The 15,093-nt window shown below is 63.3% G+C and carries 14 protein-coding genes; 8 read left to right on the forward strand and 6 right to left on the reverse strand.

Annotated elements, in window-relative coordinates; translation table 11 throughout:
• Positions 1 to 492 precede the first annotated feature (492 nt).
• The 4 genes from HWX87_RS12730 to HWX87_RS12745 form a co-directional block, all read right to left on the reverse strand.
• Entirely contained in the window at positions 493 to 1,266 is a 774-nt protein-coding gene (locus tag HWX87_RS12730) for a hypothetical protein (RefSeq protein WP_176047432.1), read from the reverse strand.
• 222 nt (positions 1,267 to 1,488) lie between these two features.
• A complete protein-coding gene (locus HWX87_RS12735; protein ID WP_176047506.1) occupies positions 1,489 to 3,996 on the reverse strand; it encodes a VapE domain-containing protein in 2,508 nt (835 codons plus the stop codon).
• Positions 3,997 to 4,256: 260 nt separating this feature from the next.
• On the reverse strand, positions 4,257 to 4,640 hold the full coding sequence (locus HWX87_RS12740) for a hypothetical protein (protein ID WP_176047433.1): 384 nt from the start codon (positions 4,638 to 4,640) through the stop codon (positions 4,257 to 4,259).
• Positions 4,627 to 5,169, reverse strand: coding sequence for a phage regulatory CII family protein (locus HWX87_RS12745; RefSeq protein WP_176047507.1), 543 nt, complete (start codon positions 5,167 to 5,169; stop codon positions 4,627 to 4,629). The genes HWX87_RS12740 and HWX87_RS12745 overlap by 14 nt, the downstream gene beginning before the upstream one ends.
• Positions 5,170 to 5,557: 388 nt before the next feature.
• Here HWX87_RS12745 and HWX87_RS12750 point away from each other — a divergent pair, with 388 nt between their 5' ends.
• The 6 genes from HWX87_RS12750 to HWX87_RS12775 all read left to right on the forward strand — a co-directional run bounded on the left by HWX87_RS12750 (position 5,558) and on the right by HWX87_RS12775 (position 9,217).
• Entirely contained in the window at positions 5,558 to 5,986 is a 429-nt protein-coding gene (locus tag HWX87_RS12750; RefSeq protein ID WP_176047434.1) for a transcriptional regulator, read from the forward strand.
• 445 nt (positions 5,987 to 6,431) lie between these two features.
• Positions 6,432 to 6,650, forward strand: coding sequence for a hypothetical protein (locus HWX87_RS12755; RefSeq protein ID WP_176047435.1), 219 nt, complete (start codon positions 6,432 to 6,434; stop codon positions 6,648 to 6,650).
• A gap of 50 nt (positions 6,651 to 6,700) precedes the next feature.
• Positions 6,701 to 7,063, forward strand: a complete 363-nt coding sequence (locus HWX87_RS12760; protein ID WP_176047508.1) for a beta-hexosaminidase — start codon at positions 6,701 to 6,703, stop codon at positions 7,061 to 7,063.
• On the forward strand, positions 7,063 to 8,493 hold the full coding sequence (locus HWX87_RS12765) for a pyridoxal phosphate biosynthetic protein PdxJ (RefSeq protein WP_176047436.1): 1,431 nt from the start codon (positions 7,063 to 7,065) through the stop codon (positions 8,491 to 8,493). The genes HWX87_RS12760 and HWX87_RS12765 overlap by 1 nt, the downstream gene beginning before the upstream one ends.
• Entirely contained in the window at positions 8,490 to 8,966 is a 477-nt protein-coding gene (locus HWX87_RS12770) for a hypothetical protein (RefSeq protein ID WP_176047437.1), read from the forward strand. The genes HWX87_RS12765 and HWX87_RS12770 overlap by 4 nt, the downstream gene beginning before the upstream one ends.
• On the forward strand, positions 8,963 to 9,217 hold the full coding sequence (locus HWX87_RS12775) for an AlpA family phage regulatory protein (RefSeq protein WP_244137660.1): 255 nt from the start codon (positions 8,963 to 8,965) through the stop codon (positions 9,215 to 9,217). The genes HWX87_RS12770 and HWX87_RS12775 overlap by 4 nt, the downstream gene beginning before the upstream one ends.
• Here HWX87_RS12775 and HWX87_RS12780 read toward each other — a convergent pair.
• Positions 9,195 to 10,469, reverse strand: coding sequence for an integrase family protein (locus tag HWX87_RS12780; RefSeq protein WP_176047438.1), 1,275 nt, complete (start codon positions 10,467 to 10,469; stop codon positions 9,195 to 9,197). The genes HWX87_RS12775 and HWX87_RS12780 overlap by 23 nt on opposite strands.
• Positions 10,470 to 10,628: 159 nt before the next feature.
• On the opposite strand from HWX87_RS12780, the gene mutS reads away from it, so the two are divergent.
• Entirely contained in the window at positions 10,629 to 13,319 is a 2,691-nt protein-coding gene (mutS, locus tag HWX87_RS12785; protein WP_176047439.1) for a DNA mismatch repair protein MutS, read from the forward strand.
• Positions 13,300 to 14,571 carry a hypothetical protein gene (locus HWX87_RS12790; protein WP_176047440.1) on the forward strand — a complete coding sequence of 424 codons (1,272 nt, stop codon included), beginning with the start codon at positions 13,300 to 13,302 and terminating at the stop codon, positions 14,569 to 14,571. The genes mutS and HWX87_RS12790 overlap by 20 nt, the downstream gene beginning before the upstream one ends.
• On the opposite strand, the gene HWX87_RS12795 is transcribed toward HWX87_RS12790, so the two are convergent.
• The gene (locus tag HWX87_RS12795; RefSeq protein WP_175045517.1) at positions 14,551 to 15,093 is read right to left on the reverse strand and encodes a peptidylprolyl isomerase; all 543 of its coding nucleotides are present in this window, start codon (positions 15,091 to 15,093) and stop codon (positions 14,551 to 14,553) included. The two genes, HWX87_RS12790 and HWX87_RS12795, sit on opposite strands and share 21 nt — an antisense overlap.

A 15,093-nucleotide genomic window follows, 5' to 3' on the forward strand; every position in this document is an offset into this window, starting at 1 on the left:
AAACGCGGGTGCGAGCCCCCGCGTACCCCCTGCCCATAGGGTCCCCTGCTCATTTTTTAGGCAGACCGGAAGCCGGCCGCGACGTCCGCGATCGGGACGTCGCCGGCCCTGTCCATCGCCCACACAACGCGGTCCATCGCGTCGTCAAACACGAAGCACCGCGCAGACACGCGCCCCATGCTTCGATCTTCATCCCACGTCGACCGGACCTCACATGGCCCGGCGCTCGTCGACTCGATTCGCATTTCAGCGCCCCAATGCAAAAAGCCCTGAGGGCTTGCGCACTCAGGGCTTTGAAATTCATTTCGTAAGGGCGAACGCCCTCCCAACAGATCCCGACAGACAGTTATCGTTGTTGGTCGCGGCGCTCCCGCGATTCAGTACGCCTGTCGGGCGATTGTTGCGACACGAGGGTGCGGTCGCTCACGTATCCAGTGACGCGGTAAAGGATGTGCAGAGTGTAAGCGATCCACTCTTGAAATGGAATACGTTTCATCCTCGCAATTGCCGGCGCATTGTGTCGGACACCGATCCATCTACTGTATCGAGCAGCGCGAGCATGTCGTGAAAGCGCCATGACCAATTGCGTCGATACTCGGCAAGCGATACGCCGAGCGCGTGCGCCCGGCCGGCATCGTCGACCTGCCGCTTACCGGAACCGGAGCAGTCGGGGCAAATGTGCCGGCCCTTCGCATTGGATACCGGCGACGCCGCGATCCGCCCCATCCCGCCGCAGTCGTCGCATGGTTCGTATTCCCGAAAGACCAGCGGCCCGTTACGCCCGCTGAAGAACGGGATACGCTCCTCAGATACGCAGATCTTCCCGCTGCCCGCACATACACTGCACGTCCGCGTTGCCGTCGTGACGGCCGGCGCTCGACGCACGACCCCGCGTCCCTCGCACTCGATGCACTGATCGTTCACCCACTCATCCAGCAATCGCAGCGCGAACCGCTCGACGATGTCGACCTTCGATCGCTCGACAGCATTCCCCGCACGTTGGTCGCGACGCTCGTCGCGCGAGTAGCCCGTGAATCGCGCACGCTTGAATCGGCCCGACGTCCGGATCATCTGCGCCAACAGCAGCGTTGCACGCCGAACCATCGCGGGCGTCGACTGCGGACCGGCCTTGATTCGGATCAGCAAGCGACCGAGATCGTTCGCAAAGGCGAGTGCGCCCAAAGTAACTTTAGGATCGGCAATCGGGTCGGTGAACTGACCACGAACGCTCATAGCAACGCCCACCCGCTCCTTCAAATCGATCATGACTCTCTCCTATTCGTCCTAATGTCTCAATGTCCCAAGGGAAAAGGCTTGCAGGGGTGCGCGCCTGCGACATGCGCGACATGCGGCGCTCACGTCGCGCATGTCGCGCCCCCGCACCCGCGCCCGAGACCGCGCCTTGGGACATTGGGACATGGGACGTCCGCAGCGCGCCAAGGCGGGGCAAGTGGCGCGCCTGCCGTGCAGGCACAGCGCGCCAAGCGATTACAGGGGACTGTCGTCATCACCCGCTGCGACCAGTTCACGCTCGACGCTCGGCTCTTGCTCTTCGCTCACGTAGTACCAACCGCGCGATCCGGTCGACTCGCGCTTGCGCACCCACCCGAGCGACTTCAACGCCTTGCCGATGCGGCGCTGCTCTGCCAATGTCCACTTCGACGTATCGAGCTTCAGGATGTCCGCGAGGATTTCTTCCATCGTCGTGCGCGACACGAATTCCAGGGCCTTGGCGATCTTGTCCTCGTACACGTCGCCTTCGTAGCGTTCAGCCTGCTCGATCTCGAACAGCGCGCGCTCATGCTCCTCTACGTGCCACACGACGCCCGAGCGATACAGGTGCACGGCTTCCGCCCAGAGCTGTTCGCGAACGGCCACAATGCCATCGATGTCGACCAGACCGCCGACACGAAGCGGCCAGTAACGACGGTTGCCCGACTCGTCCTTCAGGTACGTGTCGAAGTTGACGGAGCCAGCGAACACGCACTGACGCGGGACGTCGGTCGCACGCTTGCCGTAGAAGTTGCGGAACCGGTCGACGGCCGTCGCGAAGAAGCTCTTCACCGCCGACGAGTCGGCTTTGTTCAACGAGTCCAGCTCGGCCAGCTCGATGACCCACTTCCCGGCCAGTACCGCGTACGTGTCTTTGTTGCCGATCTGGATCGGCGTATCGGTGAACCACGCAGCGCCGGCCAGCACCTTCAATGCCGTCGATTTGCGGTGCCCCTGCTTGCCTTCGAGGATCAGGACGTTGTCGACCTTGCAGCCCGGTTCCATCACGCGCGCGACGGCGGCGATCATCCACTTCATGAACGCGAGCTGCACATACTCGCTGTCGGCCACGCGCAGGTATGTCGACGGCATCGATCGCACACGCGACACGCCGTCCCACTTCAGCCCTTCGAGGTATTCGCGCACGTCATGAAAGTGGGTCACGTCGGCCACCAACAGGACCGCGTTCATCACGATATCGGTACGCACCGAGAGGCCGTATCGCTGCGACAGCCAAAGCGCGCAGCGCTGATCGTCCATGTCGGTCCACTCGCCCTTCACGCCCTGCAGGAACGGTGGCGCTTTGCGCTTCATCACCCGCCCGCCAAAATCATCCTGCTCGATGACGCCCCGCCATGCCTTGTGGTTCGACAGGATCATGTGCACGTTGCCGAGCGTCGGCAACAGCGTGCCCTTGTCCGAGCGCGCAAGATCCTGCTCCCACGTGTGCGCGCCGTTCTCTGCATCGTAGCCGTCCCGTTCCGGCCGTTTTGCGGCAGCGGACGTCGCGGCCGGTTTCGTCGGCGCGACGTCCGCGGTCGGCACGTTGACCGTTGCCGGCCGGATCTCTTCGTTGGCTGGCGCGATGACGCGCAAGATTGCCGCCTGCACCTGCGCCTCGACAGCCTCGAAGCCCTCTTCTACGTGCAGGTCGTTGAAATCGGTCAGCTTGCGCTCGCCGCGATTGGCAAAGACCGGAAAGACGACGCTGACGTCGTCGACCGTCGCTGCCGCCTCGTACGCACGCTTCAGGCCCGTGTTCTCGAAGCGCTTACGCCGCAGCGGCATCACATCGTTACCGTAGCTCACCTCGACGTACGGCACGCCGTTGTCGTCACGTCGACGTGACATCGCGACCATGTACCACGTATTCTTCGCCTCGATCCGCACCGGGTCGGCCCCGAATACCAGCTCACCACGGAAAGCGAACTCGTCGACGAGCCAGTCGCGTACGCGCTGCTCGATCTTCCAGTCGTCGTCGGCGCAGATCAGCACGTGCGCATCCGGATACGTCTCACGCAGGTAGCGCACGGCCGGGAGGATGCCGCCCGCGTCGAAGCAGATATCAACAGCGAATGCGTCGTCGATCGCCATGCGGATCGCCCGTGCGGTTGCATAGCCTTCGGCCACCAGTACGATCTGGTCGTCCGCACCAACCTCGCCGAGCAGGTACGAAGCGCCCTTCTTTTCCATGCCCTTGTTGAAGCGCTTCGCGCCGTCCGGCGTGATCTTCTGCAGGCCAACGAGACGAGCGTCATCGCCATACTGATACATCGGCACGAAGATCGTGCCGTCCGCATCGAAACGCACGCCTTCAGCCGTGATGTGTTTGCGGTCCAGGTACGCAGACTCGCCATGCTCAGCCGCACGACCCCACTGATCGCGCGCACGGTTCGCCGCTAGTTTCGCCTGCCGCGCGTCACGCTCGGCCTGCTCACGTTCGGCCGCTTCCTGCCGGCGACGCGTCTCCGCAAGCACTTCCTCGCTCAGCGGCGCACCACTCCATTCGAAGCGCTCGGTTCCCGGATCGTCACCGGAGAAATGGCCGAACGTGCCGCCGTAGCCGATCACCGCGCCCTTGCTAACAACCTCTCGAAGCTGATACCAGTATTTCTTGCGCGGCCCGTAGCGATGATGCTTACCATCCGCGACCGGATGGCCGGCGGGCAGGTCAGGATGACCCGCTGCACGCAATTGCTGAATGATCTGGTCCAGTGTCGCCATACAATAATTCCCTCTGTCAAAGTCACTTTGGCCGCATGTCGCGGCCAGATCACAATTCGTTGAGCTGCGCCGTGTCAGCTCGAACGCCGGGCCGCATCCAACTCGGCGAGGCGGCGGTCGCGTGCGACCTTGTGAGAGTAGCTGCGCCACGCTGCCCGACCGGCCGCATAGGACTGCCGTCCACTCGGCGAGCGGCTGTACTGCGATGTGCAGCGTCGCAACGCGCTACTGATTCCGTTCACGTTCACAGGGGTCTCCGGTTATTTGCCGCGCAGTCGACGCCATTCCGTCGACATGGAATCGTCGAACGCGGCTAGGTCCGGCGCGCAGAGAAGATCGGTTAGCTGGTCGCGGAACGCGTGACGTTCCGCCTTGGTTGCGAGCGCGGCGCACGCGCGCGCGGCTCGCTCGATGAAAAAACGCGTGCGCCCCGCTGCGATCGCTTCGGCAAGAATCGGAGCGAGGCGATCGGGGAACGTGGCGATCAGTTCGGATAGCAAGCGCCCCGCGTCTGCAGGGGCAGACTCGAATCGGGATGCAAGCGCCGTTACAGCACATGCCAATTGCTGCTCGGGCGAGCAACAGAGGCTGATCTGTTCACGTTCGGGCCGGCAGCACGTCATGCCGGGCTTAAACCGTTCCATGACGACGGCGGCGACGCGCGGCGAGGTTGCGAGCAGCGTGAATCAAACGCTGGAAGAGACGCTGGCCCTTGCGGCCGGTCGCGATGATCTTCTCGGCGTGTTGATCGTCGATCCGCTGATCGGCCAGCGCCCGTGTCACGTCGTCAGCAACGAGACCCACATGCGCCTGCAGGTGCAACGCCGTCGAAACGAGACGCAGAGTGCCGGGTTCGCCGATGTCGTCAGCGGCGTGGTCGTCGACGTGCTCGGCCACCAGCCCGAATCGCGAATTCAATGCATGCAGCGCGTCGAGCGCGTACACCTCGCCCTCGGCTTTTTCCTGCATCCACTCGATCAGCAGCTCGAACATCTCCATCGACAAACGACTGTCGCCAACGCCACGCAGGCGAAGGCGAAGCGATTCCGGCGTGATGTTCTTGCCACGCCGGATGGTGAGGTGATTCGCCGCGTCGGCGACACCGCCGGGCGTGTTGCGAACGGACGTATAGAGCACGTCCAGCCATTCGGTACTGTCGTATCGGCAGGTCATAGCGGGAGATTGGTAGATAGTGACTTTCATCCTGTTGCGCACGCGGGGCCGCAACTAAGATTCGGCTCATGGGTACGTGACTACTTTGGTCACGCCTCGGTTGGAGTGTCACAACGACTCGTCGTGTGAATCCAGAGAGGTAAACAGATCAGGACGCGCGAGCTTCAAGAACAACAAACGCGCTCGCGGAATGCCATTGCGACGCCACTCCGAAACGGACGGCATCCGGACTTCGCAGAGTTGAGCGGTTGCGGCCGTTCCGCCAAATGCGTCGATCACGGCGCACGCGTAAGGGTCTCGATTCAGGAGCGTATTCATGCCGCCATGTTAGGCGCTCCTTACACCAAAAGCAAGGCATTCCTTACGCCCATTCAGTTAGGCTTTCCTAATGACGACACTAGCCGAACGCCTAGAACAGGCAATGAAGTTGCCGCCCGAGAAAAAAGCTGCGGACCTGGCGCGAGCTTGCCGAGTGCGAGCGCCCTCGGTCAGCGACTGGTTAAGCGGGAAAACGAAGAAAATGGAAGGCGCGAATTTGCTTCTCGCGGCCGAATTCCTGAACGTCGATCCGTGGTGGCTCGCGACTGGCGAAGGCCAGATGGTGCGTCGTGCGAATGCGCCCGCACCACAGAGGCAGGAAACTCTAGGCGCTCATGCTCAAGCACTTGTTGATGCGCTCGCCAAAGCAGACAAGGTCGGGCTGCCATCGACAGCATTTGTCGCGCTGCTGGAAACACTCAAGGTGTTTGAAGATCTGCGCGGACAGCAGACTGGTGATCTTCTCGATCTGAATGCCCCTGACCCGCAAGAGGGGTAAGGTTCCAGTCGAACACTGCGGCCCTGCGGTGCGTTCCGACACACCCGGAACGTATCCCGCGCCCCCTGATCGGGCCACCAAGGATCTCAACATCCCAATCGAAGTCATCGCTGTCATGCGGGCCGATGATCCGCACCAGCATGCCGATACGCGACCGGTTTCGGCATCGACTGACGATCGCCACATCGCCCGGTTTGCAGCGCAATTCCCCTGTTGACATAGCCCCGCAACAACCTCCCCTCGGCAATATTTTCGCGTTACCACTGTATAAACATACAGTATTTGATCGGAAGAATACAACACCTTTCAGGAAGGTTCACTGCATTCTCCCGGCCCGTTCGCTGACGACTCGGAAAAATAGTTAGGCATTCCTATTGCGTATTGCAGAAGGAATGCCTAATATTCGGCTTCATCGCTGCCGCTTGTGCAGCCCTCGGAGAAGCCCATGAAAATGCTCGACCATCAGTCCACCGATCGCCACGAATGGCTTCGTGACGAAAGCGCACCCCGCATCACGCCGTCCGAACCGGCCCGCCAAAGCAACTTTGAAAAGTCGAAGGTCTTCCGCTGGACGGTCGTCGCCGCCCTGCTGTTTGTCGTCGTGAATGTGTTCCAAGACGACCCGGTCGTCGCTCCGACGACCGCCTACCACGTCAGCGTTTAAGCCGCCTCGACCTAGCCGGGGCGAGTTGCCCCGGCGCCATGGAGACCACCATGCCGCGAATCAAAGCCCGCACCCTTCCCCTCGTCGACGTCGAGCGTCGCGACACGCTGTCACTACGCACCATTGCGCGGTACGACCGGAACGCACGCCGTCCGTCGACCCCGATCCTGATCGGCAAATACGTCGTCGGTCGCCGCCCCTTGGCCGACAGCGTACATACGGAGTATTTGATCCTCGACGGCACTGAGATCGCCGGCAAGCAGATCTCGATCCCGAGCGAAGGCGACTGCGCCACCGCGATCAAGCGTCTGCGTGACGCGAAGCGCGCAGCGAGCATCGAGGCATCGAAGGCGATCAAGAAAGCGAAGAAGCAGAGCAAGACGAGCACGGCAGCACCGCAGGAGGTCGCGTAATGGATGACCGCACGCAACAGCTCGACCTGACCGCGCCGATCCCGACCGGGAACACGAAGGCCGCAGCAGCCGCTGCGGGCGCAACGTCTGCGGACCTGTGGATGGTCCCCTACGGCCAACTTCACTATGACCCGTCCGACAACATCCGACCGGTTGATCCCGAATGGGTGACGCACCTCACTGCCCTCATCGTTGAGAACGGGTACGACAAGGGTTCACCGCTCCACTGCTACGCGCGAAAGGTTGACGGGAAGGATCTGCTGTACGTGTACAAGGGTCAGCACCGCTATCTTGCGGCTGGCAATGCAATCGAAGCTGGCAAGGACATCGGCAAGATCCCGGTCGTCGTTCGCGACGCCAAGACAGTCAACCGCGCCGAAATGGTTATCGACGGCTACCTTAGCAACGACAGCAAGCGATCGTCGCCGCTTGAACTGGCCGGCGTCGTCGCCGAGCTTCGCGACATCCACGGCATGACCCTCGCGGCCATCTGCAAGCGCCTGAATGTCAGCGACCAAACGATCCGTGACGTGGGCCTGCTCGAACGAGCACCGGCCGAACTGCATAAGCTCGTACGGGACGGTCAATGCACCGGCACGCTGGCGATTGAACAGATCCGCCAGCACGGCGGCGACAAGGCGCTCGAACGTATCGTCGTCGGCATATCCAAAGCTGCTGAAGCCGGAAAATCGAAGGTGACGAAGAAATTCCTCGACATAGCGCCCCAGCTCGATGCGCTCCCGGACCCGGCATCATCGTCCGAACAGGCAATACATGCGGCCACGACAACCAACCCCGCACCGATCGGAGCGTCGACAGCCGCGAACGTCACTGTCGAGACGCAGGCGCCTGCACAGCCCGCCCCGCGCCAAAGCGCTCCCGCGAAGATCAACGACGTGCGCGCAAAGCAACTTTTGCAGGCGCTGCAGGCCGTGCTGCACGACCCCGTGTTCGGCAAACTTTCACCGGGAACCATCGAGGGCGTCCATCGCGCATTCGCTGGCCTTGAAGGTCTGCTCGACAGCCCCTCCCGATCGAAAAAGCATCCGCTTCACACTCCGAACCCGCACGGCGTATTCCAAGACTGCGAGAAACTTCACGCACCCAAGGCGACCAGCTCCGGTTTGATTCCCGCGAGCATCTACGTTGCACAACCCGAAGAAGGCGCGTGGATCTATTCGTTCGAAATGAATCTCGCACCGACCTACGCCTTCGGCGACCACTACCCGTCAATGCGGGACACGCCTGCGATTTTGCGGACCCGCGTTCAAGCCATTCGTGCGGCTGTGTCTGACGTGACTCGGCTGATGCACCACTCCGGACGCGCTAAATCGAAGTCTGCAGCATCCGTCAATGCATGGCTCGACAAGCTGTTCACGACGCCCGACCCCGACTGGACGCCCGAAATGGCGCAGGAGGCAGCCAAATGACCCCGCGCCCGGCCCTTTCTACCCCACGTCCGCTGCCGCGAAAGCGGGAACACGCGAAGAAGCGCCCGGCTATCTCACTGGCCAGCGTCAACGGCACTTCGATGCAGTCGAACAGCAGCGGGCTGACGCCCGCAAAAACGATCCAGACACACGAAGCGCCGCTCGCGCGGCGCAAACCTATCCAGATGAACGAAGCCTTGGCGGATACCCGCCAAGGCAGGCTCGCGCGGCTCGACGCCCTTCACATCGAGATCCGGTCGTTGATCAGTGAGATCTCGCACGCGGCCGACGTCGAGCTGCTGGACCTGATGGCCGACGAGATCGGATCGTTCGCTCGCCACAAGACGGCGCAGGACGCTCGCACCTGGGCAGCCACCGCCGGCATCACGCTGGAAACCGGTTTGATGCAACTGGCTCGCGCAGTGCCAGGCGCGGCCGATGAAGCATTGAAGAATCAAGGAGCACCTGCATGACCGTTGCAATGAAACCGATCTACCTCGATATCGAATCGGTGTCGGCCGCAATCTCCCTGTCGCCAGCCGTCATTCATAAGCTCGTCCGGCAAGAAGAGTTTCCGAAGCCTCGCGCGCTGTCAGGTCGTCGTGTCGGGTGGCTCACGCGGGAAATCGAAGAATGGGCAGAGGCCCGGACACCGTCGGAATTCTTGCCGCCGCCAAACTGCGGAACTGGACGACGCAAGGCTAACGCACATGCGCCTGACTGACCGCCTCCAGCTTCACACTCAACTTCGACAACCACTGTCGGCGCTCGGCGTCATAGTCGTGACGATTGTAGACGCCGCCAACCCCCGGCAGCATGTGCCCGATAATCGCTTCACCGATCTCGTACGGACACCCGAGCGCAGCCAGCATGGTGCGCGCCGTGCGACGAAGATCATGAGGTGCCCAATGTGTCACTGCGAGGCGCGGCCGGACCTGTTTCGGCTTCGTTTCGCTATATGGCATATGGAAGTGCACCGCTGTACCGAACACTTTCTGTTGCATCGGGCCGTCTTTGTCAGCCGGGAACAACCAACCTTTCCCGTATCGCTCTAGCCGACGACGAACAATTGCTTCCGCCCGACCAACAAGTGGCACCCGCAAGTCCGTTGCGTTCTCGTGGCGAGCATTTTTTGTCTTGACCTTCGGTATCGTCCACCAAAGCCCGTCCGATTCTTCGGCAATCTCCCTCCCCTCCATAGACCCAATCTCAGCGCCACGTGTTGCCGTCCACAGATAGAGCGTCAGGGCGTCTTCGACGTTGCGACTGAAGTTCGGCAGCCAGTTGATCACCGCCCCCGCCTCAGCGTCGCTCAGAAACCGCTTCACGGTTCCGGTCGGCTGCCCCTGAATACGCTTGCCGTTACTACGCAAACGACCGCGCATAATCTGACGCCACCAGTTCGGCGAGGATTCGTGTAGTTTGCCGGCATCGAGCGCATAGTCCCATGCAGCACCCAGCTCAAGCCGAAGCTTCGACGCCTGCACGGGGATGTGACGAAATGAATCGATCTTGGTAAAAGCACGCTCGCGGGTCAACTCGGCCGCCGGCGTCTCTGCAAGATCGCCAATCATGGTCCTGAACATCCGTGCGACTTCGGCCGCGCCCTTCGGTTTTCGATTGTGCTCCACATGCCCTTTCAGGTACGCGGCACACACGTCACCCACTGTCAGCGAATCCCCTTGCTGTACCATTACGGCGACAGTGCCGAGTGCTTGTCGCTTACACAGTGCGGGGTCGTTGCCTGCGTTGCGCTGATCCCTCAGACGCTCCCATTCAACGGCCGCAGCTGCGATCGACAGCGCGGGCCATTCGCCGATTTTGATTTGTCGCATACGCCCATCGACGGGCGATTTGTACCGGTAGATCCAGCTACGGCGCGAAGCTGTTGCCTCAAGCCTGAGACCAGGACAACCGTCGATATTCAAATGTGCACCGGGCAAAAGTTGCTTTGCAGTGCGCGCGTCAAACCGCATTCAATCCTCGGCGTAGGTTTCCGCCACACACAGGACAGCACCGGCGTAGGCGTAGGTTTCGTAAAGAGCGAAAAGCTACGCTGATGATGAGAATTTAGCAAGATGTCGTGACACGGGGAAATTCGACACCGAAGCCCCAGAAACTGACGGAAAGCCTTGATGGATAAGGACGTGCGAGAAATTACAGAACAGAAACAGCAGCTTACAGAAGCCGCCTTTAGCAATCACACTCCGATGATGCAGCAGTACCTGCGCATCAAGGCCGACCATCCCGACACACTCGTCTTCTACCGGATGGGCGACTTCTACGAGCTGTTCTTCGAAGATGCGGAAAAGGCCGCACGCCTGCTCGACCTGACCCTCACGCAGCGCGGCGCGTCGGCCGGCACGCCGATCAAGATGGCCGGCGTGCCGCATCACGCGGTCGAACAGTATCTGGCGAAGCTCGTGAAGATGGGCGAATCGGTCGCGATCTGCGAACAGATCGGCGATCCTGCCACGTCGAAGGGGCCCGTCGAGCGCAAGGTCGTGCGCGTCGTCACCCCCGGCACGCTGACCGATGCGGCGCTGCTGTCCGACAAGAACGACGTGTACCTGCTCGCGATGTGCACGGGCCACAACAAGCGCGGCGTCGCAGTCAACGTCGGCCTCGCGTGGCTGAACCTCGCCAGCGGCGCACTGCGGCTCGCCGAAATCGAACCCGATCAGCTCGCGGCTGCGCTGGAGCGCATCCGGCCGGCCGAAATCCTGACGCCGGACGGCGCGACCGACGCCGTGCCCGCAGGCGCGGGCGCAAGCAAGCGCGTGCCGGCCTGGCACTTCGACATCGCATCGGGCACGCAGCGCCTGTGCGACCAGCTCGACGTCGCGAGTCTCGACGGATTCGGCGCGCACTCGCTGACGAGCGCATGCGGCGCGGCCGGCGCGCTGCTGCTCTATGCGGCGGCTACGCAGGGCCAGCAGCTGCGGCACGTGCGCAGCCTGAAGGTGGAGAACGAAACCGAATACATCGGGCTCGATCCGGCCACGCGTCGCAACCTCGAACTGACCGAGACGCTGCGCGGCACCGAATCGCCGACGCTGTATTCGCTGCTCGACACCTGCTGCACGACGATGGGCAGCCGCCTGCTGCGTCATTGGCTGCATCACCCGCCGCGCGCGTCGGTTGCCGCGCAATCGCGCCAGCAGGCCATCGGCGCGCTGCTCGATGCGCCGGCGAACGCGAGCCTCGATGCGCTGCGCAGCGCGCTGCGCCAGATCGCCGACGTCGAACGGATCACCGGGCGTCTCGCGCTGCTGTCCGCGCGCCCGCGCGACCTGTCGAGCCTGCGTGACACGTTCGCCGCGCTGCCGGCGCTGCGCGAGCGCATCAGCGCGATCGTCGCGAATGCCGATTCGCTCACGCGCGTCGATGCGGCACTCGCGCCGCCCGCCGAATGCCTCGACCTGCTGACCAGCTCGATTGCGCCCGAACCGGCCGCGATGGTGCGCGACGGCGGCGTGATCGCGCGCGGCTACGATGCCGAACTCGACGAACTGCGCGACATTTCGGAGAACTGCGGGCAGTTCCTGATCGATCTCGAAGCACGCGAACGCACGCGCACCGGCATCGCGAACCTGCGCGTCGAATACAACAAGGTGCACGGCTTCTACATCGAAGTCACGCGTGGCCAGACGGACAAGGTGCCCGACGACTACCGCCGCCGCCAGACGCTGAAGAACGCCGAGCGCTACATCACGCCCGAACTGAAAACCTTCGAGGACAAGGCGCTGTCCGCGCAGGAACGCGCGCTCGCGCGCGAGCGCGCGCTGTACGACTCGGTGCTGCAGGCGCTGCTGCCGTTCATCCCCGAGTGCCAGCGCGTCGCGTCGGCACTCGCCGAGCTCGACCTGCTCGCCGCCTTCGCCGAACGCGCGCGCGCGCTCGACTGGGTCGCACCGACCTTCACCGACGAGATCGGCATCGACATCGAACAGGGCCGCCACCCGGTCGTCGAAGCGCAGGTCGAGCAGTTCATCGCGAACGACTGCCGGTTCGGCACCGAGCGCAAGCTGTTGCTGATCACCGGTCCGAACATGGGCGGCAAGTCGACGTTCATGCGGCAGACCGCACTGATCGCGCTGATGGCTTACGTCGGCAGCTACGTGCCGGCGAAGTCGGCGTGCTTCGGTCCGATCGACCGGATCTTCACGCGCATCGGCGCAGCAGACGATCTCGCGGGCGGCCGCTCGACGTTCATGGTCGAGATGACCGAGGCCGCGGCGATCCTCAACGACGCGACGCCGCAAAGCCTCGTACTGATGGACGAGATCGGCCGCGGCACGTCGACGTTCGACGGCCTCGCACTCGCGTGGGCGATCGCCCGCCACCTGCTCGCACACAACGCGTGCTACACGCTGTTCGCGACGCACTACTTCGAGTTGACGCAGTTGCCAGCCGAATTCCCGCAGGCGGCCAACGTCCACCTGTCGGCCGTCGAACACGGCCACGGCATCGTGTTCCTGCACGCGGTCAACGAAGGACCGGCGAACCAGAGCTACGGCCTGCAGGTCGCGCAGCTCGCCGGCGTCCCGGCACCGGTGATCCGCGCCGCGCGCAAGCACCTCGCCTATCTCGAACAGCAGTCGGCATCGCAGCACACGCCGCAACTCGACCTGTTCAGCGCACCGCAGGCGATCGTCGACGATCTCGAATGCGCAGATGCTCCGGCCCGGCCCGACGCACCGCATCCGGCGCTCGACAAGCTGCGCGACATCGATCCCGACGATCTCAAGCCGCGCGAGGCGCTCGATCTGCTGTACGAACTGCGCACGCTGGTCCGGTCGCACGATGCCGACGGGCACGCGTAAGCGCATCTCGCCGGGCCTGCCGGCCCGCGCGGCCGCCGCGCTCGTCGCGGCGTTACTCGCGCTCGCGCAGGCCGGTGCGCAGGCTGCACCGCCGAAGCGCACCACCGCGCCCTACTCGTTCGCGGTCGTGTCGGGCGTCATCAACGTCCCGGCGGACGAACCCTCCGCCCAGCGGCTGCTCGATTCGATCGCGCGCGAGCGCAACCTCGCTTTCGTGGTCTATGCGGGCGATCTCAAGGGTTCGAAGGAAGCGTGCCGCGATGCGCTGTATTCGCAGCGCGGCGCGATCCTGGATTCGGCGCGCGTGCCGCTCGTGTTCATTCCCGGCCACGACGACTGGCTGACGTGCAACACGGCAGCCGGCGGCGGCTACGATCCGGTCGAGCGGCTCGACTTCCTGCGGCAGACGCTGCTCGCCGACTCCGCGCTGCCCGATCCCGGCGGGCTGCAGATCACGCGGGAAAGCGAAGTCGCACGGTTCCGGCCGTATCGCGAGAATGCCCGCTGGATGCGCGACGACATCGTCTACGTCGCGCTCAACGCGCCGGCGCCGAACAATCACTACCTGACGGCCGGCGGCCGCAACGGCGAATTCGAGGATCGCATCGTCGCGAACGGTTTCTGGATCGACCACGCGGCCGAATACGCGAAGCGGCGCGAAGCGCGCGCGATCGTGGTGATTTTCGAAGGCGATCCGCAGTTCGAACGCTATGAACGCGCGGAACGCTTTGCGTGGCTGCGTTTCAACCGGCCGCGCGTACGCGACGGCTTCCGTGAGCTGAAACGAACGCTGGTGAAGGCTGCGGCGACGTTCCGCGGCCCGATCCTGGTGATGCACGCGAGTGGCGAACCGCTGGCGAACGGCTTCCTGATCGACCGGCCGCTGCGTGCCGACGATGGTGAGCTGATAGGAAACCTGACGCGCGTCGCGATCGGACCGCGCCATCCGGCGAATCAGTGGGTCAAGGTGAGCGTGTCGCCGTCACGGCAGACGATCTTCAACGTGAGCCTGCAGGAGGTGCCCAAGAACCTGCCGGTGCCGCCCGCGCTGCCGCTCGTGCCGCACGACGACGTACCGCTGCCACAGATGCCTGAAATCCCTGCGTTGCCGGCGTTGCCCGACTCGTCGTCGGTCGCGCCGCCGCTGCAGGGTGACGGCGCCGCCCCGGGCGGCGCGTCGTGGCCGGTGCCGCCCCCTGCATCGGGGCCGGCACCCGGCCTGCCTGCCAGCTCAGTGCAGGGTACGCCCTGACGGCGCTTCGCCATCTTCGTCTTCGTCCTCGTCGACGATTTCGAGCCCTTCCGCGCCATGCGCGTGCTCATGCTCGATTTCGTCTTCGGTGGCTTCGCGAACGTCCTTCACGGTCAGTGCGAAACGCAGCGCCATGCCGGCCAGCGGGTGATTGCCGTCGAGCACGACCTTGTCTTCGGCGACGTCGGTGACCGTATAGATCAGCGAATCGACTTCCTCGTCGCCGTCTTCCGGCGTGCCTTCGAACTGCATACCCACTTCGAGCGGCTCGGGAAAACGATCGCGCGGCTCGATCTTCACGAGTTCGGGATCGTAGTCGCCGAACGCGTCCTGCGGCTCGAGCTGAACCTGCGCCTCGTAGCCCGGCTCGTGGCCGTCGAGCTGTTCCTCGATCTTGGGGAACGTGCCATCATAGCCGCCGTGCAGATAGACCATCGGCTCGTCGCTTTCCTCGATCAGATTGCCCTGTGCATCCGACAGCTTGTAAGTGACCGACACGACGGTGTTTTTTGCGATTTTCAT

It is taken from the genome of Burkholderia sp. BCC1644 (assembly GCF_902833225.1).
Classification (GTDB): domain Bacteria; phylum Pseudomonadota; class Gammaproteobacteria; order Burkholderiales; family Burkholderiaceae; genus Burkholderia.

Bases quoted from the DNA above. Each gene is read 5' to 3' on its own strand.
- HWX87_RS12790 (WP_176047440.1), top strand. From the start codon at position 13,300: ATGCCGACGGGCACGCGTAAGCGCATCTCGCCGGGCCTGCCGGCCCGC.
- HWX87_RS12775 (WP_244137660.1), top strand. From the start codon at position 8,963: ATGACCGTTGCAATGAAACCGATCTACCTCGATATCGAATCGGTGTCG.
- HWX87_RS12795 (WP_175045517.1), bottom strand. From the start codon at position 15,093: ATGAAAATCGCAAAAAACACCGTCGTGTCGGTCACTTACAAGCTGTCG.
- HWX87_RS12745 (WP_176047507.1), bottom strand. From the start codon at position 5,169: ATGACCTGCCGATACGACAGTACCGAATGGCTGGACGTGCTCTATACG.
- HWX87_RS12760 (WP_176047508.1), top strand. From the start codon at position 6,701: ATGCCGCGAATCAAAGCCCGCACCCTTCCCCTCGTCGACGTCGAGCGT.
- HWX87_RS12770 (WP_176047437.1), top strand. From the start codon at position 8,490: ATGACCCCGCGCCCGGCCCTTTCTACCCCACGTCCGCTGCCGCGAAAG.
- HWX87_RS12765 (WP_176047436.1), top strand. From the start codon at position 7,063: ATGGATGACCGCACGCAACAGCTCGACCTGACCGCGCCGATCCCGACC.
- HWX87_RS12780 (WP_176047438.1), bottom strand. From the start codon at position 10,469: ATGCGGTTTGACGCGCGCACTGCAAAGCAACTTTTGCCCGGTGCACAT.
- HWX87_RS12740 (WP_176047433.1), bottom strand. From the start codon at position 4,640: ATGGAACGGTTTAAGCCCGGCATGACGTGCTGCCGGCCCGAACGTGAA.
- HWX87_RS12735 (WP_176047506.1), bottom strand. From the start codon at position 3,996: ATGGCGACACTGGACCAGATCATTCAGCAATTGCGTGCAGCGGGTCAT.
- HWX87_RS12750 (WP_176047434.1), top strand. From the start codon at position 5,558: ATGACGACACTAGCCGAACGCCTAGAACAGGCAATGAAGTTGCCGCCC.
- HWX87_RS12755 (WP_176047435.1), top strand. From the start codon at position 6,432: ATGAAAATGCTCGACCATCAGTCCACCGATCGCCACGAATGGCTTCGT.
- HWX87_RS12730 (WP_176047432.1), bottom strand. From the start codon at position 1,266: ATGATCGATTTGAAGGAGCGGGTGGGCGTTGCTATGAGCGTTCGTGGT.
- mutS (WP_176047439.1), top strand. From the start codon at position 10,629: ATGGATAAGGACGTGCGAGAAATTACAGAACAGAAACAGCAGCTTACA.